We start from the raw sequence: 18,192 nt of genomic DNA on the forward strand, positions 1-18,192 counted from the left end.
AATTAGCATATAAGCCGCGGTGGTTGCCAACCGCGACCCGCTTGGCCGGGCTTACTTGTGCTCGGCAATCTCGCCCTTGAGCCGTTCGATCAACTCGTCGACCTTGATCGAGCCGAGGTCCTCGCCCGAACGAGTACGGACGGACACCGAGTCGGCGTCGATCTCGCGATCACCGGCGACCAGCAGGTACGGCACGCGCTCGAGGGTGTGCTCGCGGATCTTGAAGCCGACCTTCTCGTTACGCAGGTCGGCTTCCGCGCGCAGGCCGGCGGCCTTGAGGCGCTCGGCGACCTGGCCGACGTACTCGGCGTGCTTGTCGGTGATGCCCATGGTCACGGCCTGGACCGGGGCGAGCCACAGCGGCATCTGGCCGGCGTGGTGCTCGATCAGGATGCCGATGAAGCGCTCCATCGAGCCGACAATCGCCCGGTGCAGCATGACCGGGTGCTTGCGCTCGCTGTGCTCGTCGACGTAGGTCGCGCCCAGGCGCTCGGGCATCATGAAGTCGACCTGGATGGTGCCCAGCTGCCAGGTCCGGCCGATGGCGTCACTCAGGTGGTACTCGATCTTCGGTCCGTAGAAGGCACCTTCGCCCGGCAGCTCCTCCCACTCGACGTTCGCCGCCCGCAGGGCACCGCGCAGCGCTTCCTCGGCCTCGTCCCAGACCTCGTCCGCGCCCATGCGCTTGTCCGGACGGGTGGCGATCTTCACCTGCACGTCCGAGAAACCGAAGGTGTCGTAGACCTCGAGTGCCTGACCGTGGAAGGCGCGCACCTCGGACTCGATCTGCTTCTCGGTGCAGAAGATGTGACCGTCGTCCTGGGTGAAGCCGCGCACGCGCAGGATGCCGTGCAGTGCGCCCGACGGCTCGTTGCGGTGGCAGGAGCCGAACTCGCCGTAGCGGATCGGCAGGTCACGGTACGAGTGCAGGCCGTGGTTGAACACCTGGACGTGGCCCGGGCAGTTCATCGGCTTGACCGCGTAGGTCCGCTTCTCCGACTCGGTGAAGAACATGTTCTCCTGGTAGTTGTCCCAGTGGCCGGACTTCTTCCACAGGGACACGTCCAGGATCTGCGGGCACTTGATCTCCGCGTAGCCCGAGCGGCGGTACATGTCGCGCATGTACGACTCGACCACCTGCCAGATCGCCCAGCCGCGCGGGTGCCAGAACACCAGACCCGGCGCCTCGTCCTGGAAGTGGAACAGATCGAGCTGCTTGCCGAGACGACGGTGATCGCGCTTCTCGGCCTCCTCGCGCTGCTTCAGGTAGCGCTTGAGCTCCTTCTCGCTGGCGAACGCGGTGCCGTAGACGCGGGTGAGCATCTCGTTATCCGAGTCGCCGCGCCAGTAGGCACCGGCCACCTTGAGGAGCTTGAAGGCCTTGAGCTTGTTGGTGTGCGGCACGTGCGGGCCGCGGCAGAGATCGGTGAAGTCACCCTGGGTGTAGAGCGTCAGCTGCTCCTCGCCCGGGATGTCCTTGATGATCTCGACCTTGTAGTCCTCGCCCAGGTCCTTGAAGAAGCGCACCGCGTCGTCGCGCTCGATCACGCGGCGCTCGAGCTCGTCGCCCTCGCTGGCCAGCTCGCGCATGCGGGTCTCGATCTTCTCCAGGTCCTCGTCGTTGAAGGGACGATTGAAGGCGAAGTCGTAGTAGAAGCCCTGGTCGATGACCGGGCCGATGGTGACCTGTGCCTCGGGGAACAGCTGCTTGACCGCCTGCGCCATCAGGTGCGCAGTGGAGTGGCGGATGATCTCGACGCCCTCCTGGTCCTTCGCCGTGACGATCGCGATCTCGGCGTCGTCCTCGACGGTGCGCGACAGATCGACCAGCTTGCCGTCGATCTTGCCGGCCACGGCCGCCTTGGCCAGGCCCGGGCCGATGTCGGAGGCGATCTCCGCGAGCGAGACCGGGTGGTCGAACGTGCGCTGACTGTCGTCGGGTAGCGTGATAGTCGGCATGTGCCCTCCTGAGAAGCACTTGGGATGCCAGTGGCGGGCCCTACCAAAGCCCGCGTTTGCATCCGCGTGGATAGAAGGGTGCGGACAGCATCGACCGTCGAGACGCACCCGGCTAACGGTATTTGAGGGCCGGAATCATACCAGAGCGATACACGGCCGGGGAGGGCCGCCAGCCGGTTTCAGATGGTGCCTTCGGATGGGCTCAACCGACCAGGCCAAGCAGCAGGGAGACGATCGCCACGGCACTCAGGGTCAGGCGCAGCTGGTAGAACCACCGACGGATCCAGCCGCGTTGGCGGGCTTCCCAGTCCAGCAGGAGCATCAGCGCGAAGCCCATCATCAGCATCCACGTCGCGGAAAACGGCCCCATGAGCAGTGCCGGCCAGGCCCACAGCGACGGCAGCGCGCTCAGCCAGATCCAGGCACCGGTCTGCTTCGCCAGTGCAATACCCCAGTAGATCCCGCCGAGAAAGCTCAGGATCAGTGCCGCGTAGGTGTGCTGAACCGTGATGGCCGGCTCGGCCGCGCTCGGCTGCCACCACATCACCAGTAGCGGGACAACGAGGGGAGCCAGTCCGGCGTAACCGGCCAGACGGGCGTGGAAAGCAGCGGTCTGTTCACGGGATCGGACCATGGCGCCTCCTCGAAGCATCCGTAATACGCCACTGAAGCCTAGACCGTGCCAGTGGCAGCTGCGTCGAGCAAGGCGTAGAAATGCATGCCCGAACCCGGGCACGAAAAAGCCCGGCGAGCCTAATGCTGCCGGGCTTTCAGTGTTGGTAGGCGCGATTGGATTCGAACCAACGACCCCCACCATGTCAAGGTGGTGCTCTAACCAACTGAGCTACGCGCCTGTCGTCGAACGGATGCGCATTCTACCGGGTCGCGGCGGGCTGTCAAGCGCGATTTGGTGTTCTCCGCGTGCACCTAGTTGCCGGTTCAGAAGTGTGCTGTCTGAAGGGCCTGGGTGTCTGCGCTACGCTCGCGCGTCATGTCCCTCGCCAAAGGAAAGTTCAGATCGACACAAGGTATGAACAATGAACCAAGAACCTGGCCACGCTCTTCGATTTGCATGCGTTCGGTGTCGTTGGACGTCAGGTCGATCGCTGCTGAGATCTATCGCCGCACGTGTCGCGTCAATTTCGACGAGCCGGGCTTCTGTGTAGTCAATGTTGGCCACGAGGTCGATTCCGTTGCGTTTCGACAATTGATGGTGGACCTCAAGCGCGAAATGGCCGCGATTCACGAATCCGCCACCGGCAACACGCTGGCATATCGTTCGGCCGCACGCTTCGATCAACAGGAAACAACACGGCCGCATCTCGATGGCGGGCCGGATGAGTCCTTGCTGATGCTCGGCTACGAGCCTTCGGAAATCGATTCCGAGCTGGAGATCGCTGACTACGCCAAATGCGCGTTTGATCTGGGCATCTCACCCAAGGAGTTCGTGGCCGAATACAACCCCATGTTCAAGCCCGGTTATGAGTTGTTGCGCCCGTATACCACCCGCGTTCCCTGCTTTTCCAACACCGACTATCAGATCGTCTGCATCAACAACTCGTGTGCGAGCTACTCCGAGTCGCAACCGGCGTGGCAGGGCACCCTGCATACAGCGACGATTCTGACACCCGACGAAACGGTTAGCCGTGTGATCAACTCCACGATGATCGCTTCCGTGCCTGCGGGCACGGCGGACAAGATCGATGCCGGTGAGCTAAAAGACTTCGTTTCGACTTCAGCCTTGAGCCGCTGAGGTTGGGGCGACCGATACGTCGACGAGGGCAGATAATCGCGGGATGAACGCGGAGGTTTGTCACCTCAGCGCCTCGCTGTCGTCACGATGAGCAGCTGTAATGGGATACCCCACCGACGTGGAACAGGGATGAGGGCTTCAGGCGGTAGTATTTTTCCTCCACCGCTTTTGACTGCTCGGCGTATGGCCGTGTCATCACGTCCTGCAGTTCCCTGATCTGCGAGTAATCGCCGGCCGCTGCTTGTCGATACGCGGGCACGAGGAACCACTCTCTCAACGTGTATTTCGGGTTGACCCGTTTCATGGCTTTCGAGATCTCGGCGCGCGTTCGAGCCAACTCGGTGTCCGACTTGGTGGCGTCGTCGACACCGATGAGCGATCTCCACTGGGCCAGCCAGGCCGACCAGCGCTCTTCGATTGGCTGGGTGTTTTCCGCAGGCCGTTTGCTTGAAACGCTCGAGGCCTCGAGATCGGTATAGAAGCTTTGCTTGAGCGGCTCGATGCTGTCGGGAACAGCGCAAAGCTCACGGAAGAAGATCGTGTAGTCGACCGGGGTCGTTGTCATCAACGTCTGTAGCTCGGCGAACAGCTCGGCGTTGGCCGATGCTAGGCCCAGTTTGCTCGCCCACATTCGTTCCAGTTTCTCGCCCATCACCTTGGCAAATGCGTCCTGAATCATGTCAAGCTGCTGGTTGGCTTCCTGAACGTCATCCAGCAGGGGGCGCAGTGCCGTGCAGAAGGTGTGGAAATTTCGCTCCGCTGCGGCAGGCTGGTTGGAAAAACAAAAATGACGCCCGCCGCCCGTCCACGGTTGGAAGTAGAGGTCGAACACCTCGATAAACCCGAACGGACCGTAGTCGAGCGTAAAGCCCCCGGCCGCGCAGTTGTCGCTATTGAAGTTGCCCTGGCAGTAGCCAACGCGGATCCAATCGGCAACTAGTGAGGTGAGCCGGTCTCGGAACGCGAGCGCGAGCGAAACGATTTGCTCGCCGAGCTCCGCCTCTTGATCAACGATATCGGCATATTCCCGCTCGATCAGGTGCGCGACGATCGCTTCGAGTTCTTCCCTGGCTTTCGGGTGGGCCTGCTTGCGAACGCGGCGACTGAAGAGCTCGAGTTGGCCGACCCGCATGAAAGAGGGCGCCACGCGGGTCGAGATGGCAACGGGTTCCCTCACCAGCGTATCGGGGTTCATGGAGTTGCTGCCATCCGAATACCAGGGCCGATCGACGGTTTCGGTTTTGGATACGTACAGGCTCAATGAGCGCGATGTGGGTATCCCAAGGGCGTGCATGTGCTCTTGGGCGAGGAACTCGCGCACGCTGGAGCGCAATACCGCTCGCCCATCCGCGCCCCGGCAATAGGGTGTGCGGCCCGCCCCTTTCAGTTGCATCTCCCATCGTTGGCCGCGGGTCACGGCCTCGAGTACGGATATCGCTCGACCGTCGCCGTAGCCATTTCCGGTTTGAAACGGGCATTGGCGGTCGAACTCCGTCCCATAGATGGAAAGGGCATAGCCAGAGGCCCAGCCGACATGGCTCATCGTCTCGGGGACGACGTCCAGGTCGCCGGAGAACAGGCGAACGAATCTGTCCGACCGAGCCAGTTGCTCGTCGAAGCCCAGGTCACGGAAAAGCTCTCGGCCATGGGCGACGTATTCCGGGTTTTCGATCGGGGTCGGCTTGACGGGTACGTAATGCCCGGAGAACACCTGTCGCGGTGAGTGATCGATGCCATTGCTCGTCGCGTCCGGATCCCGTTTCAGCGTTCTCATCAGTGAGTAGTCGGCGACGCCGGCGAGCTCCTCGAGACTTGAGATGGCGGAGGGTGTTTTAGACAAGTGGTCCTGGTTCTGTTGTTGGGTCATGGGGTTTTCCGGCTATACCAGGTGACGGACGTTAGATTGCGTCGGGTGGCTGCACTGATCGCGGTCGTCGATCGTGCGGGTCGGGGCGGCATGGTACGCGCGTTGCTTTGTCGAGTGACGACGTCGAGCCAAGAGATGCCCGCCCGAGATAGCAAGGCCGCTCGCGAGGTTTATTGCGTTGTCGGACCGCGTTTCAGCGGTGCGAGTGCCGCGATGTGCTCAGGAGACAGGCCGCAACAGCCTCCAATGATCTGCGCGCCCTGTTCGACCCACCCCTCGGCATAGCGGCGCAGCTCGCGAGGCGCGATCACGTCCTCGAACTGCCAATGCGGGGAGGTGAAATACCCCGAGTCCGGGTAGGCCATGAGGGGACCGTCAAAGCGCCTGCGCAGGATCTCCAGGCCATCGGATATCAGGTTCGACGGCGTGTGCATGATGCCGGCCGCGTCGACCTCCCAGTCGTCCAGGATCGAGATGATGTCCGCGAAGGGGATATCTTCCCCCGGTCCGAACCCGAGCAGGTCGCCCGCTTCATTGCGCCGCGCCGAGAACCCGGCCCAGACCGGAAGGCCGCTGTCCGCGGCCGCCTCGAAGACGAGCGGCATCCGAGCCGGGTCGTACATCATCTCGAGGAGAACCAGGTCGCAGCCTTCGTCCCGGAGCAGCAGCGCCTGCTCGCGAACGGCCGTGGCCATCTGGTCGAGACTGATGGCGCCGCTGTCCGGTCGGGCCGAACCGGTTGCGATCGGCCCGCGATGGGACAGCGACCCGGCCACCATAACCTCGGGCCGATCGCACCGTTCCCGGGCCCGAAGTGCGGCGTGGACCGCCGCGCGGTTGACCTCCTCGAACTGGTCGCTGAGACCGTCGAGTGCGAGGAGCGCGCGCGAGGACGAGTACGTATTCGCCGTGATGATGTCCGCGCCGGCCTCGATGTAGTCCCGGTGGATCGCCTCCAGCGTTTCGACATGGTCCAGCGAGGCCCGACCGCACCACGCGTTGGTGCTCATCGGCACGCCACGCTTTTCCAGCTCTGTGCCGGTCGCTCCGTCGAGCAGTCTGACCTCGCCCTGTTGCAACGCGGTGTACGTCATCTTGATGCCATCCCGAATCGTTCGGCTGTCTACTGTCATTGTGGCAGGTGTTGCCGACCGAATTCGGGATAGATGGCTGAGTGTGGTGGACGCCCTTGCAGTCCTGGTCGTTGGGACCGACCGGCACGAACAGGATCGTTTCGATGGAGGCGAGCACGCCGTTGAGTTCACCATGCCGATGTGATGACTATGGTTCTAGGTAGGTAGCGGCAATCGGCCGTTCCGGCAGGTGATGATTCCCGAGTGCGGAGGGAGATATGACAGGCAAGCGGCATGGCCTTTCCATCGGTGTGGAGCGTCACGGGGCATACAGCCTTCTGGTGCTCAGAGCCGTCGGGCACCTCACCCATGCGGACTACGAACAGATCGCACCTGTTATCGAGGGGGCGCTGAGCGGCGTGAAAGAGCCGCGGTTGCGTGCCCTTGTCGAGGCGACCGAGTTCGAGGGCTGGGAGCCGCGGGCCTTGTGGGACGACTTCCGGCTCGGCCTGCGGCATGGCGCGGTGTTCGACCGTATCGCCATCTGGGGCGACAAGCGCTGGCAGGAGGTCGCGGCGAAAATCGGCTCCTGGTTCATTTCCGGCGAGGCGCGCTTCTTCGAATCGCGGGACGAGGCGCTGCGCTGGCTGGCCGAGTAACCGTTTGCCACGTGGTCACGGGGAGGCAGTGATGCGATTGTTTATGGCCCTGTTTGTCGAGCTGATCGTGCTGGCCGGCATTTACGCGGCACTGGTGCTCGGTGGTGTGGATCCGTTTCTCTCCGCCTTTGGCCTGCTGATCGTGGGCGCGCCGCTGCTGCACCTGCTGGTCGGCCGGTTGCTGAAAATCGGGCGAGGTGGGCGACGCGGCGGGACCGACGAACTTTGATCCCCTCCGCCTGCAAGGCGGTAGATTCCCTCTCCGATCAAAACTCAATCGAGACTGCGATTAGAATAATTTCATCTCGAAAAAACGGGTTGCACGGCCGCAGAATGGGAACGACCATGGAGCGATTGAATTACTCCGACGCGACATGGTCGTGAAACCTGCTCGCGTGGCCCTTCGGGTCGGTTGGGGGAGAAGGAGAGAAGGATCTGGGAATGGCAGAACTCGCAATTGGATTGCAACGCCCGGTGTGCTCGATTGTGGAGATTGGCAAACCCAGGATGGTGATGCTCCCGGCCTGCCCGTCGGCCATCGACCGGCCTCTGGTCCAGGCTGGCCGTCTCGGGATCGGCCTGTTGGGGTATCTGGTCGTTCTCCGCTCTTTACTGCTCGACCGTTACCTGCTGTGAACGCGGTACGACGGTCCGGGAGTCCTTTTCGGCGGGGATCGCGGTTGCGCCTCCATGCCTGGATAGGCGTGCTGCTGCTCATCCCGCTGGCCGTGGTGGCGATTTCGGGCGCCGGCTTGTCCTTCGCTCGCGAGATCGATCGCGTACTGGCCCCGGAGCTTTGGACGCTCTCGCCACCGGACCGTGTCGAGGCGGTCGGGGTCGAGCGCCTGATTGCGCTCGTCGAAGCACATCACCCCGAGGCACGACTTCAACGCCTCGAGATGCCGGCTCGGCTACAGGACACCGCGATGGCGCGGCTTGTCGATGCGCGCGGCGAGCCGCGGCAGATATTCATCGACCCCTACCGGCAGACCGTGGTGGGTGAGCGGCCGGCTCATGAGGACCCGCGGCAGTGGCTGGGAGAGATCCACGCGAGCCTGATTGCCGGGACGCCGGGGCGGTGGCTGGTGATCCTGTCGTCGGCCGGGCTCCTCGTCCTGTTCCTGTCCGGCTGGATAGGGCGCCCGCCCCGTCACGGTGGCGGGGTGGGGCGATCGCATCGCGGTATCGTCACCGTGGGCGCCTGGTTATGGTCGATCAGTGCGCTGACCGGCTTGTGGGCCGTCGCGGCGGGCTACTCGCTGAGTGGCCGTGAGGCCCCGCACGCCAACAGTGGCGTTGAGACGTTGGTCAGCAGTGAAGCCTGTGTTGATGCAGCTATCGAGACGGTCTGGTGGCGAGAGGACGGCCGGGCGGTGTTGCGCTGTCGGTCGCCCGGCAGCGTGGGGCCGTTCGGCTTGGCCTACCAGGCCGGTGGCGAGCGCTCGGCCCCGGGGGCGGCCGATTGGCTGGCGGCTGTCCATACCGGCGGTTTGTTGGGGGTGGGCGGCAACGTGGTCTGGTTCTGGGGCACTCTGATGCTGCCGGTCGCCATGGCCTTGGGGCTGATCGCATTCCGCCGGCGTTCGTTGGCCCGGCCGGCCGGTCGTATCGGTCGCCCCGTGAAAGAGGAGAGATCACGTTGAATCCACGTCTCAAGCAGTTGCGCCTGATGGCCATCGTGACGGTCGTGGCCGTCCTGTTCCTGATCTGGGTCGGTAGCACCGTGCGTGCGACGGACGCAGGCATGGGCTGCCCGGACTGGCCGACCTGCTTCGGTCAAGTGATCCCGCCGATGAGCGAGGCGGATCTGCCCGCCGACTATCGGCAACAATATGCGCGTTATGGCTACGACGAGATGCGCTTCGATCCCGTGCGGACCTGGACCGAGTACCTCAACCGCCTGACCGGCACGATGATCGGTTTTCTCTCCCTGATGACGCTGCTGCTGGCGGTGATGGTCCGTCGCACCGACCGCTGGTTGCCGGCCTTGGCCGGCGGCGCCTTCGTGCTGGTGGGTTTCAATGGCTGGCTTGGGGCGGTGGTGGTCGAGACGAACCTGCACGCGGCGGTGGTCACGACGCACATGATGCTGTCGTTCGGCGTGATTCTCCTGCTGCTGGGCGTGGTGATTCGCACGTTGCCGTCATCATGGCGCATCGATCCGAGCGAGAGGCGCCAGTGGTTTCCGGTGCTGCCGGTGGCGCTTTTGCTGACACTCATCCAGACCGGCCTCGGCGCGCAGGTGCGCGAGCAGGTCGACCAGGTGGCGGCAACCGCGGCGGACTTTCACGTTCGGACCGGCTGGGTAGAGCAAATCGGCGCGATCCTGAGCGTGCATATGGTGGTGGCTACGCTGGTCGTGTTGGCCAATCTCTGGCTGGCGTGGCGCCTGTCGCGCGGCGGGCAGTTGGCGCGACGCATGGCGATGTTGCTTGTCGCGTTGCTGGCCGTGCAGGTCACCCTTGGTGGCGCGTTGGTCGGCTTTGACCTGCCGATCGCCGTGCAGCCGCTCCATCTGTTGGGGGCCGCGACCTTGTTTGGCCTGCAGGCGTTCTTGCTAATGCTGCGACCGGCATTAGTCGCCCGGTCGACCTCGACGGGGCGGTATCGGGAAGAGGGCGCCATGTCGGGTAAGTCGGTTCCGCGGTGAAATAGCCCGAAGTCGCTACCGACACGCGGGACCTACGCCGCTAGGGTCTGTTAACCCCGCGCGTTGGCGTCAGAACTGATACCCGACGATCGCCATTGCCCCGTGGTCGACATTGCCGTCGCTCTGGCTGGGGGCGTTTTCCATCCGCATGGCGTTGATGCCCAGCAGGGTCTTCTTGCCTAGACGCTGGCGATAACCGATCTCGTAGTTGGTCGGGGTGTGGGCGGCCGAGAGGGGGATGGATTCGTGGCGATAGACGACGTCGCCGTCGCGCGTGCGATCGGTGGCGAGCTTCATCTCGGCGGTGCCGCCGGTCAGGTGCATCGGCTGACTGGCGACCAAGGCGATCTGCTTGCGGCCATGGTCGAACGCGTAGGCCGCGCCGATGGCGAGTTGTTCGACGTCGGCTTCGATGCGGCGGATCAGGCTGCGCTCGAAGCCGGCCTCGGCGTGGCCGGTCTGGAAGCTGGCGAACGCCGAGAGCCCGCCGAAGCGTGCATCGATACCCAACTGCATCAGGCCCATGTCGGAACCGGCACGGGTGGAGAACCCGCCCATGCCGCTCATGCCGAGGAACCCCGCCGATTCGTCCAGGCTGGCATAGCCTGCGGTCAGGTTGATCCCCTTGAGCAATTCGGCCTTGAGGCCCAAGGCCAGGTTGCTTAGGCGGTCGGCCTGGCCGGTCGGGTCGAGCGACAGGCGCTTCTCGCCCTGCCAGTAGCGGGAAGTGAGTGAGAGTCGCGGCGCGATGGGCAGTTCGATGCTCATGCCGTTGGCCGAGTCGATCTGGTTGGCCATGGGGGTGTTGCCGGCGTAGAAGACCATTGCCATCCCCGTGGACCCCTCAGCGTCAGGGGCGGAGCTGCCGTGACCGAAGTGGTAGGCCTCGACATTGATGCCGTGGGTGTCTCTATCCGTGCCGATCGACGCCAGGTTCAACCGGCCGGCTCCGTCGATGCGCACCCGCTGGGTGGTGCCGGTGGATGGGTCATGGCCGAAGGCCTCGCCGCCCAGGCCGGCAGAGAGGAAGCGGCTCATTCGGTAGCCGAGCCCGCTGGTCGGGTCGGTGGCGGTCTGCACCATGCTCGACAGGTCGGCGGTGTAGTTTCGGCCCAGCTCGTCGAAGACCTCGACCCGCGAGGCGGCGGTGGCGATTTGCTCCGCCGTGTCGCCCAGCCCGGCGGGCAGCACCAGCCCCGAGGTGCTGATCGACGAGCCGGCATCCGGATTGCTGCCGTCGGGGACGGAGGCGGTGGTGGCAACGGAAACCACGCCCTCGGGGGCCAGTGCCGCCTCGATGTCGAGCCGACCCTGACCGTAGGTATACAGCCCGCAGTCGGTGTCGTTGGAGGCGCCGCACGAGCTATCGCCGTAGTTGTCGCTGGACGAATCGTTGCGGTTGGCGAATTCCCGGTCGGTGGTGTCGAGCAGTCGTTGCGCGGCCTCCGCGGGCGTGAAGTGGTCCCATTTGGAGAGGATGGTCGCCATGGCCGCGGAGACAATCGGTGCGGCGAACGACGTTCCCGTTCCCGTCCCATAGGCATCGGGCGTGCTGTTGGCGATGGCGACGGTGTGTGAGCCCTGCGTGACCAGAAAGCGGCTCTGGACCAGCGAATTGCTGCCGGCGACGTTGGAGTAGCTGGCCAGTTCGTCATCGGCAAGCGCGCCGACGACCAGATACTGGTCGATCATCGAGTTGAGTTCGGCGCTGTCCGCATCCCAGCTCGAACCGACGATATCGGAGTAGCTCTCGGCGGTGTTGCCGGCCGAGGAGATCAGCACCGCGCCCGAATTGACGAAGCGGTCGATCTGTAGCCGCTCGTCGGTAAGGACGCCATAGGCCTGCCGCGTCCGGATCATGTCCACGGCATAACTCAGGTTGGCGACGCGGTTGCCGTTGTCGACGACGTCACTGAGTGCCTGTGTGATGGAGCCGACTTCCGCATCCCCGCTGCTTTCATCGGAAATGTCGTACACCGCCAACTGCGAATTGCCGGAATAGGCCAGATTCCGGCTGGCGATCAGCGAGGCCACGGCGGTGCCATGACCGGTTTCGTCGGAGGTGTCGTTGGGATCCGTACAGCCGCCGGCGTTCACACAGGAGTCCCTGGTCGAGGCGACGATCGGCTCGCCGACGGGGTTGTCGCCCTGGAACTCGGTGTGGTTCTGGTCCAGTCCGGTGTCGATGACCGCGATCACCTCGGAGGGGTTCGGCTCGCCCGAGTTGCTTTCGGTGATGGTTTCGGCCGGCTGAACGGGGGTGAAGGTATATGTGCCGGTCCCCGAATCACTGGGAGGCGGGGCCGTGCCACCGCCACCACCCCCGCAGGCGGTGAGAAGCAGGGCCATGGCGGCCGAGCCGCAGACAATCGCGACACGTCTGGACGGGCGCATGGGTCAGTCCTCCCGCTTCGGTGCGAGATGGTCCGGCACGCAACGGTCTGCGTCGAGCACGAACTGGTCATGGGCGGTGCGATACCAGATGCCCGTGTCCACCAGGATGCCGTCGCGCAACGGCTTTTTGGTGTACATCGTGCAGCCGCGATCGTTGGTGCCCACCGGCACGAACACCACCGGTGCGCCCGAGGCGAGCACGCCGTTGAGTTCGCCGAAGGTGTTGTCCGCTACCGCGGAGGAGGTCATGCAGGCGGCCAGTGAAACGCTCGATGCAAGCGTGGCCAGGGCCTTGGGAGATGGAATGGGCATCGTGCCTCTCCGTTCCGAGAACCGTTTCACCGATTGGGTCGGCGAGTCGACCGGGCTGGTGTCCGTTTTGGTCGCCCGGTGCTGTCCTCACTACATGTAGTCGAACGGATGGAGGCCTGTCATATGCGGATGGTGTTATGCATATGACACTAACGTACTGGTTTTAAGGAAGGTCACGAGGATCGTGCCGCGATCTGCACCTGGTTTCGTCCGCCATCCTTGGCGGCGTAAAGCGCGTGGTCGGCCCGTGCTTCCAGCGACTTGATAGTCAAACCGTCACGCATCTCGGCGACACCGATACTGACGGTGACCGTGCCGATATCGGGGAACGGTGTGTCGCCGATGGTTTCGCGGATGCGTTCGGCGAGCTTTATCGCGCCGTTGATCGGGGTATGGGTGGCGATCACAAGGAATTCCTCCCCGCCCCAGCGGCCGAACTGGTCGGTGATTCGCAGGAGACTGTCGACTCGGCGCGACAGTTCGACCAGTGCCTGATCACCGGCCTGGTGGCCAAAGGTGTCGTTGATGCGTTTGAAGTGGTCGATGTCGAACATCAGCACTGAGAACGGCGTGCCGTAACGCTGGCGGGCAGTTTCGGCGGCGTCGAGCAGCTCGTAGATCTGGCCCCGGTTGAACGCGCCGGTGAGGCGATCATGGGAGGCCAGGTGTTCGAGCTCACGTTCGACGCGTTTCTGTTCGCTGATGTCGTGGAATACCGAGACATAGTGCTCGATCTGGCCGGCCCCGTCGGTGACCGAGCAGATCGATTCCCACAAGGGCACGTCGTGGCCGTCCTTGTGGCAGCGATGCACTTCGCCTTCCCAGCAGCCTTGTTGTGACAGGGCCTGCGAAAACGCCGACCGGAAGTCGTCGGAGTTTCGGGTGGAGTCGAGGAAGAGAGGATCACGGCCGACCACTTCGTCTGCCGCGTATCCGGTAAGGCGCGTGAAGGCATCGTTGACCCGCTCGATGCACCAGTCGGGGCTGAGCAGCATCAGGGCCTGGCCGGTCTGGAAGGCCACGGCGAGCAGGCGCTGGTCTGCTTCCAGCGCCCGGCGCTGGGTGGCATCGAGCAGGTAGCCGTTGAGGGATTCGACGGCGCCGTGTGAGTCGCGGTCGGCCACGACGAAGTCGTGAACCCAGCGGTAATCACCGTGGCCGTTCTGCATTCGATATTCGCGCTCGACCTGGTCGAAGTCGCCGGATTCGATCTTCTTGAGTTGACGGCGGCACTCGGCGCGATCCGAGGGGTGGATCCGGTCGAGGTAGTGCTGGCCGATGAGATCGGTCTGCTTGAGACCGAACACGGCCTCGACGTTGGGCGAGACGTAGGTGATCGGGCTGCCGGTCTCCCATCGCCAGCCGACGACCACCGTCGGGCCACCGATGAACCGGTTGCGCTCGGATTCGAGTGCCCGGCGGTCGGCTTCCTGTGTGAGTTCGTAGCTCACCCACTGCGCCATCAGCGAGACCAGCTGCCAGTCGTAGGTGCTGTATGGCTCGTGTGGTTCGGGGCGGGAGAAGCTCAACGTGCCGAAGACGGCGTTGCCGACATGGATCGGGGCGCCCAGGTAGGCTTCCAGCCCTTGTTCGGTGTAGCAGGGATGGTTGCGGATCGAGGACTTGCCGGCTTCGTGGAACCCGGTCGGGGCGTTTGCCGCGAGGGTGTGGACGCAGTAGGTCTTCTCGAGATCGAAGTGCATGCCCGGCTTGAGCACGTCGCCCGGCGAGATGGCAGTGCGTACGTAGTACTCGTTGCCGCGGACGTGGCTGATGACGCCGTAGGGGAGCCCGAAGGTTTCGGCCCCGAGCTCAAGCATCTTGTGCAGGCGGGTCTCGAGGTCGTCATTCGAGGCGGTGATGCGCTGGAGTGTCTCGAGCGTGCTTTGGCGGCGTTCCAGGGCGTGTTCGAGGTGCTTGTGCCGGCTGATGTCACGGATGATGGTCGACAGCCGCTGCAGCCGGCCGTCGTCGTCACGGTGCGACAGGATTACCTGCGAGACCGGCAGTTCCTCGCCGGAGGCGGTAATCAGCGCGGTTTCTCCTTCCCATTGTCCGTCGCGAATCGCCTGCGGTATCCCCTGTTGCTTGATCAGCTTGGCGGCCCAGTCGGGCTGGGCCCAGGCGCCTGTTTTCGCAAGCATGGTGAGACGCTCTTCGTCTTCAACCGGGCGGTCGCTGTCTTCCCTCAGACCGAGCAGCCGGCGGCCGCCGCGGTTGATGTACAGCACCTTGCCGTCCGGATCGGCGAGCGAGATGAAATCGGGGGTGGCCTCGAGAATCGCGGTGAGCTGGCGCAGGCGATACTCGCGGGCCTTCTGCTCGGACAGGTCGCGCATCATGGTCGAATAGCGCGTCAGTTCGCCGTCCGCATCGTAGTGGGCGATGATCGTCTGCAGCACCGGGATCTCGTTGCCGTGCCAGTCGATAAAGACGGTTTCCCCTTGCCACCAGCCCTTCTCGCGTGCGATCGGTTGCGCCGTGTTTACGATCAGCGAGACTGCCCATGGCGGATGACGGTCGCGTGCATTCGTCCCCCGCTGCTGTTCGATCGAGTCGATGCCCAGCATCTTGAGACCGGCGCGGTTGTAGTAGAACGGCTCGCCATCCGGCGTCGCGATTGCGACCAGGTCGGGGAGGGCGTCGATGATCTCGGTGAGCTGTTTCTGCTTCTCCTCGAGTTCGCGCCGCTCGGTCAAGTCGACACCGACCGCCTGCAGCTCGACCAGCTTGCCGTTTTCGTCGAAAAACGCCCGGTTGGTCCAGTGAATCCACCGTTTGCTGCCGTCGGCGATCGTCAGCGCATTTTCGTAATGGTTGACGGGGTTGTCCGGCGTGAGCCGGTTGAGTTCGGCCAGTATTTCGTCGCGGGCCTCGGGCTCGATCGCGCCGATCCAACGGTAACCGACCAGATTCTCCGCGTCGGTGCCCATCAGGCGAGCCAATACGCCGTTGGCGAAGGTAATGGTGGTGTCGGGCAGGTAGCGGTGAACGATTTGCGGCTGGTTTTCCACCAGGTCGCGATAGCGCGATTCGTTATGAGCGAGCCGCTGACGTGATTCGAATCGGTCGGTCACGTCGATGAACGTGGCGACTGCCGCCGAGGGTGTCTCGTCGTCGCCGAGGAACAGCGGCTCGCTGTTGATGCGCAGCCAGCGGGTGCGCCCGTCCGGCTGCGGCAGGCCCATCTCCTGCTCGCGCACAGAGACCCCGTCGCGCAGGCTGATCGAAATGGGGTGTTCGTCGCCGGGGAAGGGCGAGCCGTCAGGATAAATGGCCTGCCAGCGTGGGTTGTCGGAGCGGCAGCCGAGCAGTTCGGAGTCGTCCACGCCGAGAATGCGCCGCGCCGAGGCGTTGGCCTCGACGACTTCACCTTCGCGATTCTGCAGGATCACACCCTCGGCCATGGCATCGAGAATGCTGCAGTGGCGCGTCTCGCTTTCTATCAGCTGTTGGCGGGTCTGCTCCTGTTCGGTGATGTCCGACATCACGCCGCCGAAAACGACATCGCCATCGTCCGTATGCCGGACCATGGCGCTCAGCGATACCTCGATCGGCCGGCCTTTCAGCGTCTGCAGGTGTAGCACTTCGCCCTGTAGCTCCCCGGCCTCAAGCAGCTTGTCGGAGAAGGCCTTGCGGTCCGCCGGGTCGGGGTAGAGCCGGGCGGTGGGCGTGGCCATGAGTTCCTCGGCGTCCTCGGCCTCGAATATATCGACCATGGCGGGGTTGACGGCCGAGAAGTGGCCGTCGTCGCCCGGGGCGTTCTCGTAGACGCCCACTGGCAGGGACTCGAAGATTTCACGGTAGTGCTCGAGTCGTTCCTGGTAGCGCCGGGTCTCGGTGACGTCGTGAATGATCGAGTGCAGGCAGGGTGTGCCCTCGATGATCACGGGGCCGCTGTAGACCTCGACATCCCGCACCTCACCGCTCGCCAGCCGGTGGCAGAAACGGAAGTACCGTCGCTCCTCGCGCGCGGCACGTTGCCGCTCGCTGGCGATTTCATCGGGATTCGCGGTGTTGATGTCACTGATGTTGAGTGAGAGCAGGGTTTCACGGTCATAGCCGTAAAACGAGATGGCCGCCGGGTTGGCATCCACGATTTGGCCGGAGTCCGCGGCGATCAGCAGCTTCGGCGCCGCATTGCGTGTGAACATCTCCGCGTACAGATCGTCGGCGCGCTCCTTCTCCGTTTCGAGAGCCGCCTCCAGTTCCCGGATGCGTTGTTCCTGGTTCGGCACGTCCATGCGTTGTCTTCTTTTCTTGGTGGGATGCGCGTGACTGAAAAGGGTACCGTGAATGACACTGTTTCGCCCGTCGGGGCGAACAAGGTCGGACGTCGAGGTGGGGTGTCTCCGATTTTCCGGTAGCGGCGCCGACTTCGTCACGACACGGTCGGGTATAAAAAAAGCCGTGTCCCTAGACGGGGCACGGCTTTCGTTCGTGTGATGGCCGGGGTTATATCCACATCGACAGAGTGAGCGAACCGAAGCGGTCGCGGGTGTTCTGCGTCTCGAATTCCTTGGTGCGCCAGACCATGGTGTAGGCGAGTTGCCAGCGGTCCCAGTTCACGGCGAAGCCGACCTGGCCGTCTGCTACCCACGGCTTGCGTTCGACCGAGGGGCCGTCCTTGTGCGTATTGCCGTCGAGCAGCATGTTGTGCGCCATGTACCGGCCCTCGGCGGAGGCAAACACGTACCAGCCGAACCCTTTGTCGCGGCGGAAGAATGCGCGCTGTCCTTGTGCCGGGGCGATCGACGGAATGCCGTAGCTCTTGTCCAGATGGCTGCCGAAACGGAACAGAAGGCCGCCCGAGCCGTAGGTGTACAGGTTGCCTGCGGCAAACCCGGCGGTCGGCCCGTACTCGAAATCGAGCGGACCGATGGCGAACTCGTCGATCCAGGCGTGCTCGTAGCCGATGTTGAGGAACGGCTCGTCGGACAGCTGGTAGTCCCAGCCCTCGGGTTTTTCGCCCGCGATGTACTCGTGGAAGTGCTCCTGAATCGGCTCGGCAGCGGCGCTGGGGCCAACGATGCCGGCATCCACATGCACGCTATGCGTTTCATGCCAGCCGTCGTGTTGGTCCTGGCCGTGAACGGAGGCGCCGGTGTAGAGCACCCCGGCGTAGGGCCGGTCATCCGGCTGGGGCGCGGCTACGGTGATGCGCTTGGGCGTATAGATGCGATGCCCGAGCCGATAGGACATGCCGACCACCTCTTCCGGCCGCCAGCCCGGGACAAAGTTGGCGACCGAGTGGCTCCAGTGATCCGCGTCGGTCTCGTAGGCCCACGACATCTCGAAGCCATTGGTGTAGTGACCGTCGCCCGCGCCGACATAGGCATCGTTTTCGGTCTTGATCGAGAACAGGCTTTCGGCCTGCGCCAGCGGACTGGCGATGCTCAGTGCCGCCAGCCATCCGACGGTGTGCCAGTGAAGCATGTTCGCGCGCATGAAATCGTCCTTTGACAGGGGAGTGTTACCCAGAACAGTAGCATTCCCATTGAGTTCGCGGTGGCGGCTGGCGCCAC

General features: G+C 63.9%; 14 protein-coding genes and 1 tRNA gene. 6 read left to right on the forward strand and 9 right to left on the reverse strand.

Going from position 1 to position 18,192, the window contains the following annotated elements; translation table 11 throughout:
- Positions 1-51 precede the first annotated feature (51 nt).
- The 3 genes from thrS to LV476_RS01140 form a co-directional block, all read right to left on the reverse strand.
- Positions 52-1,959: a threonine--tRNA ligase gene (thrS, locus tag LV476_RS01130; RefSeq protein ID WP_250072453.1), complete on the reverse strand. Its 1,908-nt coding sequence runs from the start codon at positions 1,957-1,959 to the stop codon at positions 52-54.
- Positions 1,960-2,161: 202 nt separating this feature from the next.
- Positions 2,162-2,593: a DUF3429 domain-containing protein gene (locus LV476_RS01135; protein ID WP_250072455.1), complete on the reverse strand. Its 432-nt coding sequence runs from the start codon at positions 2,591-2,593 to the stop codon at positions 2,162-2,164.
- A 143-nt stretch (positions 2,594-2,736) separates the two neighbouring features.
- Positions 2,737-2,813 (reverse strand) — tRNA-Val (locus LV476_RS01140).
- Between the two features lie 176 nt (positions 2,814-2,989).
- Here LV476_RS01140 and LV476_RS01145 point away from each other — a divergent pair.
- On the forward strand, positions 2,990-3,712 hold the full coding sequence (locus LV476_RS01145; protein ID WP_250072456.1) for a hypothetical protein: 723 nt from the start codon (positions 2,990-2,992) through the stop codon (positions 3,710-3,712).
- Positions 3,713-3,794: 82 nt separating this feature from the next.
- Here the strand turns inward: LV476_RS01145 and LV476_RS01150 are convergent, their stop codons facing one another.
- Positions 3,795-5,579: a protein adenylyltransferase SelO gene (locus LV476_RS01150; protein ID WP_250072457.1), complete on the reverse strand. Its 1,785-nt coding sequence runs from the start codon at positions 5,577-5,579 to the stop codon at positions 3,795-3,797.
- A gap of 170 nt (positions 5,580-5,749) precedes the next feature.
- Positions 5,750-6,673, reverse strand: a complete 924-nt coding sequence (locus tag LV476_RS01155; protein ID WP_250072458.1) for a homocysteine S-methyltransferase family protein — start codon at positions 6,671-6,673, stop codon at positions 5,750-5,752.
- 257 nt (positions 6,674-6,930) lie between these two features.
- Here LV476_RS01155 and LV476_RS01160 point away from each other — a divergent pair, with 257 nt between their 5' ends.
- The 5 genes from LV476_RS01160 to LV476_RS01180 all read left to right on the forward strand — a co-directional run bounded on the left by LV476_RS01160 (position 6,931) and on the right by LV476_RS01180 (position 9,961).
- Positions 6,931-7,311 (forward strand): STAS/SEC14 domain-containing protein, encoded by a 381-nt coding sequence (locus LV476_RS01160; protein WP_250072459.1) that lies wholly within the window; start codon positions 6,931-6,933, stop codon positions 7,309-7,311.
- Between the two features lie 31 nt (positions 7,312-7,342).
- Entirely contained in the window at positions 7,343-7,540 is a 198-nt protein-coding gene (locus LV476_RS01165) for a hypothetical protein (RefSeq protein ID WP_250072462.1), read from the forward strand.
- Positions 7,541-7,752: 212 nt separating this feature from the next.
- Positions 7,753-7,947, forward strand: a complete 195-nt coding sequence (locus LV476_RS01170; protein WP_250072464.1) for a hypothetical protein — start codon at positions 7,753-7,755, stop codon at positions 7,945-7,947.
- Positions 7,944-8,954 carry a PepSY-associated TM helix domain-containing protein gene (locus LV476_RS01175; protein WP_349665990.1) on the forward strand — a complete coding sequence of 337 codons (1,011 nt, stop codon included), beginning with the start codon at positions 7,944-7,946 and terminating at the stop codon, positions 8,952-8,954. The genes LV476_RS01170 and LV476_RS01175 overlap by 4 nt, the downstream gene beginning before the upstream one ends.
- Positions 8,951-9,961 (forward strand): COX15/CtaA family protein, encoded by a 1,011-nt coding sequence (locus LV476_RS01180; protein WP_250072468.1) that lies wholly within the window; start codon positions 8,951-8,953, stop codon positions 9,959-9,961. The genes LV476_RS01175 and LV476_RS01180 overlap by 4 nt, the downstream gene beginning before the upstream one ends.
- Positions 9,962-10,030: 69 nt before the next feature.
- Here LV476_RS01180 and LV476_RS01185 read toward each other — a convergent pair whose 3' ends face one another.
- From LV476_RS01185 to LV476_RS01200, 4 genes are all read right to left on the reverse strand, one after another.
- Positions 10,031-12,355, reverse strand: coding sequence for a S8 family serine peptidase (locus LV476_RS01185; RefSeq protein ID WP_250072469.1), 2,325 nt, complete (start codon positions 12,353-12,355; stop codon positions 10,031-10,033).
- 3 nt (positions 12,356-12,358) lie between these two features.
- On the reverse strand, positions 12,359-12,667 hold the full coding sequence (locus LV476_RS01190; RefSeq protein WP_250072471.1) for a hypothetical protein: 309 nt from the start codon (positions 12,665-12,667) through the stop codon (positions 12,359-12,361).
- A 173-nt stretch (positions 12,668-12,840) separates the two neighbouring features.
- Positions 12,841-16,911 (reverse strand): PAS domain S-box protein, encoded by a 4,071-nt coding sequence (locus tag LV476_RS01195; protein ID WP_250072473.1) that lies wholly within the window; start codon positions 16,909-16,911, stop codon positions 12,841-12,843.
- A gap of 211 nt (positions 16,912-17,122) precedes the next feature.
- Complete coding sequence (locus tag LV476_RS01200) at positions 17,123-18,115, reverse strand: lipid A deacylase LpxR family protein (protein ID WP_250072476.1); 993 nt, start codon at positions 18,113-18,115, stop codon at positions 17,123-17,125.
- Positions 18,116-18,192 lie beyond the last annotated feature (77 nt).

It is taken from the genome of Guyparkeria hydrothermalis (genome assembly GCF_023555385.1).
In the GTDB taxonomy this organism is placed as follows: Bacteria; Pseudomonadota; Gammaproteobacteria; order Halothiobacillales; family Halothiobacillaceae; genus Guyparkeria; species Guyparkeria hydrothermalis_A.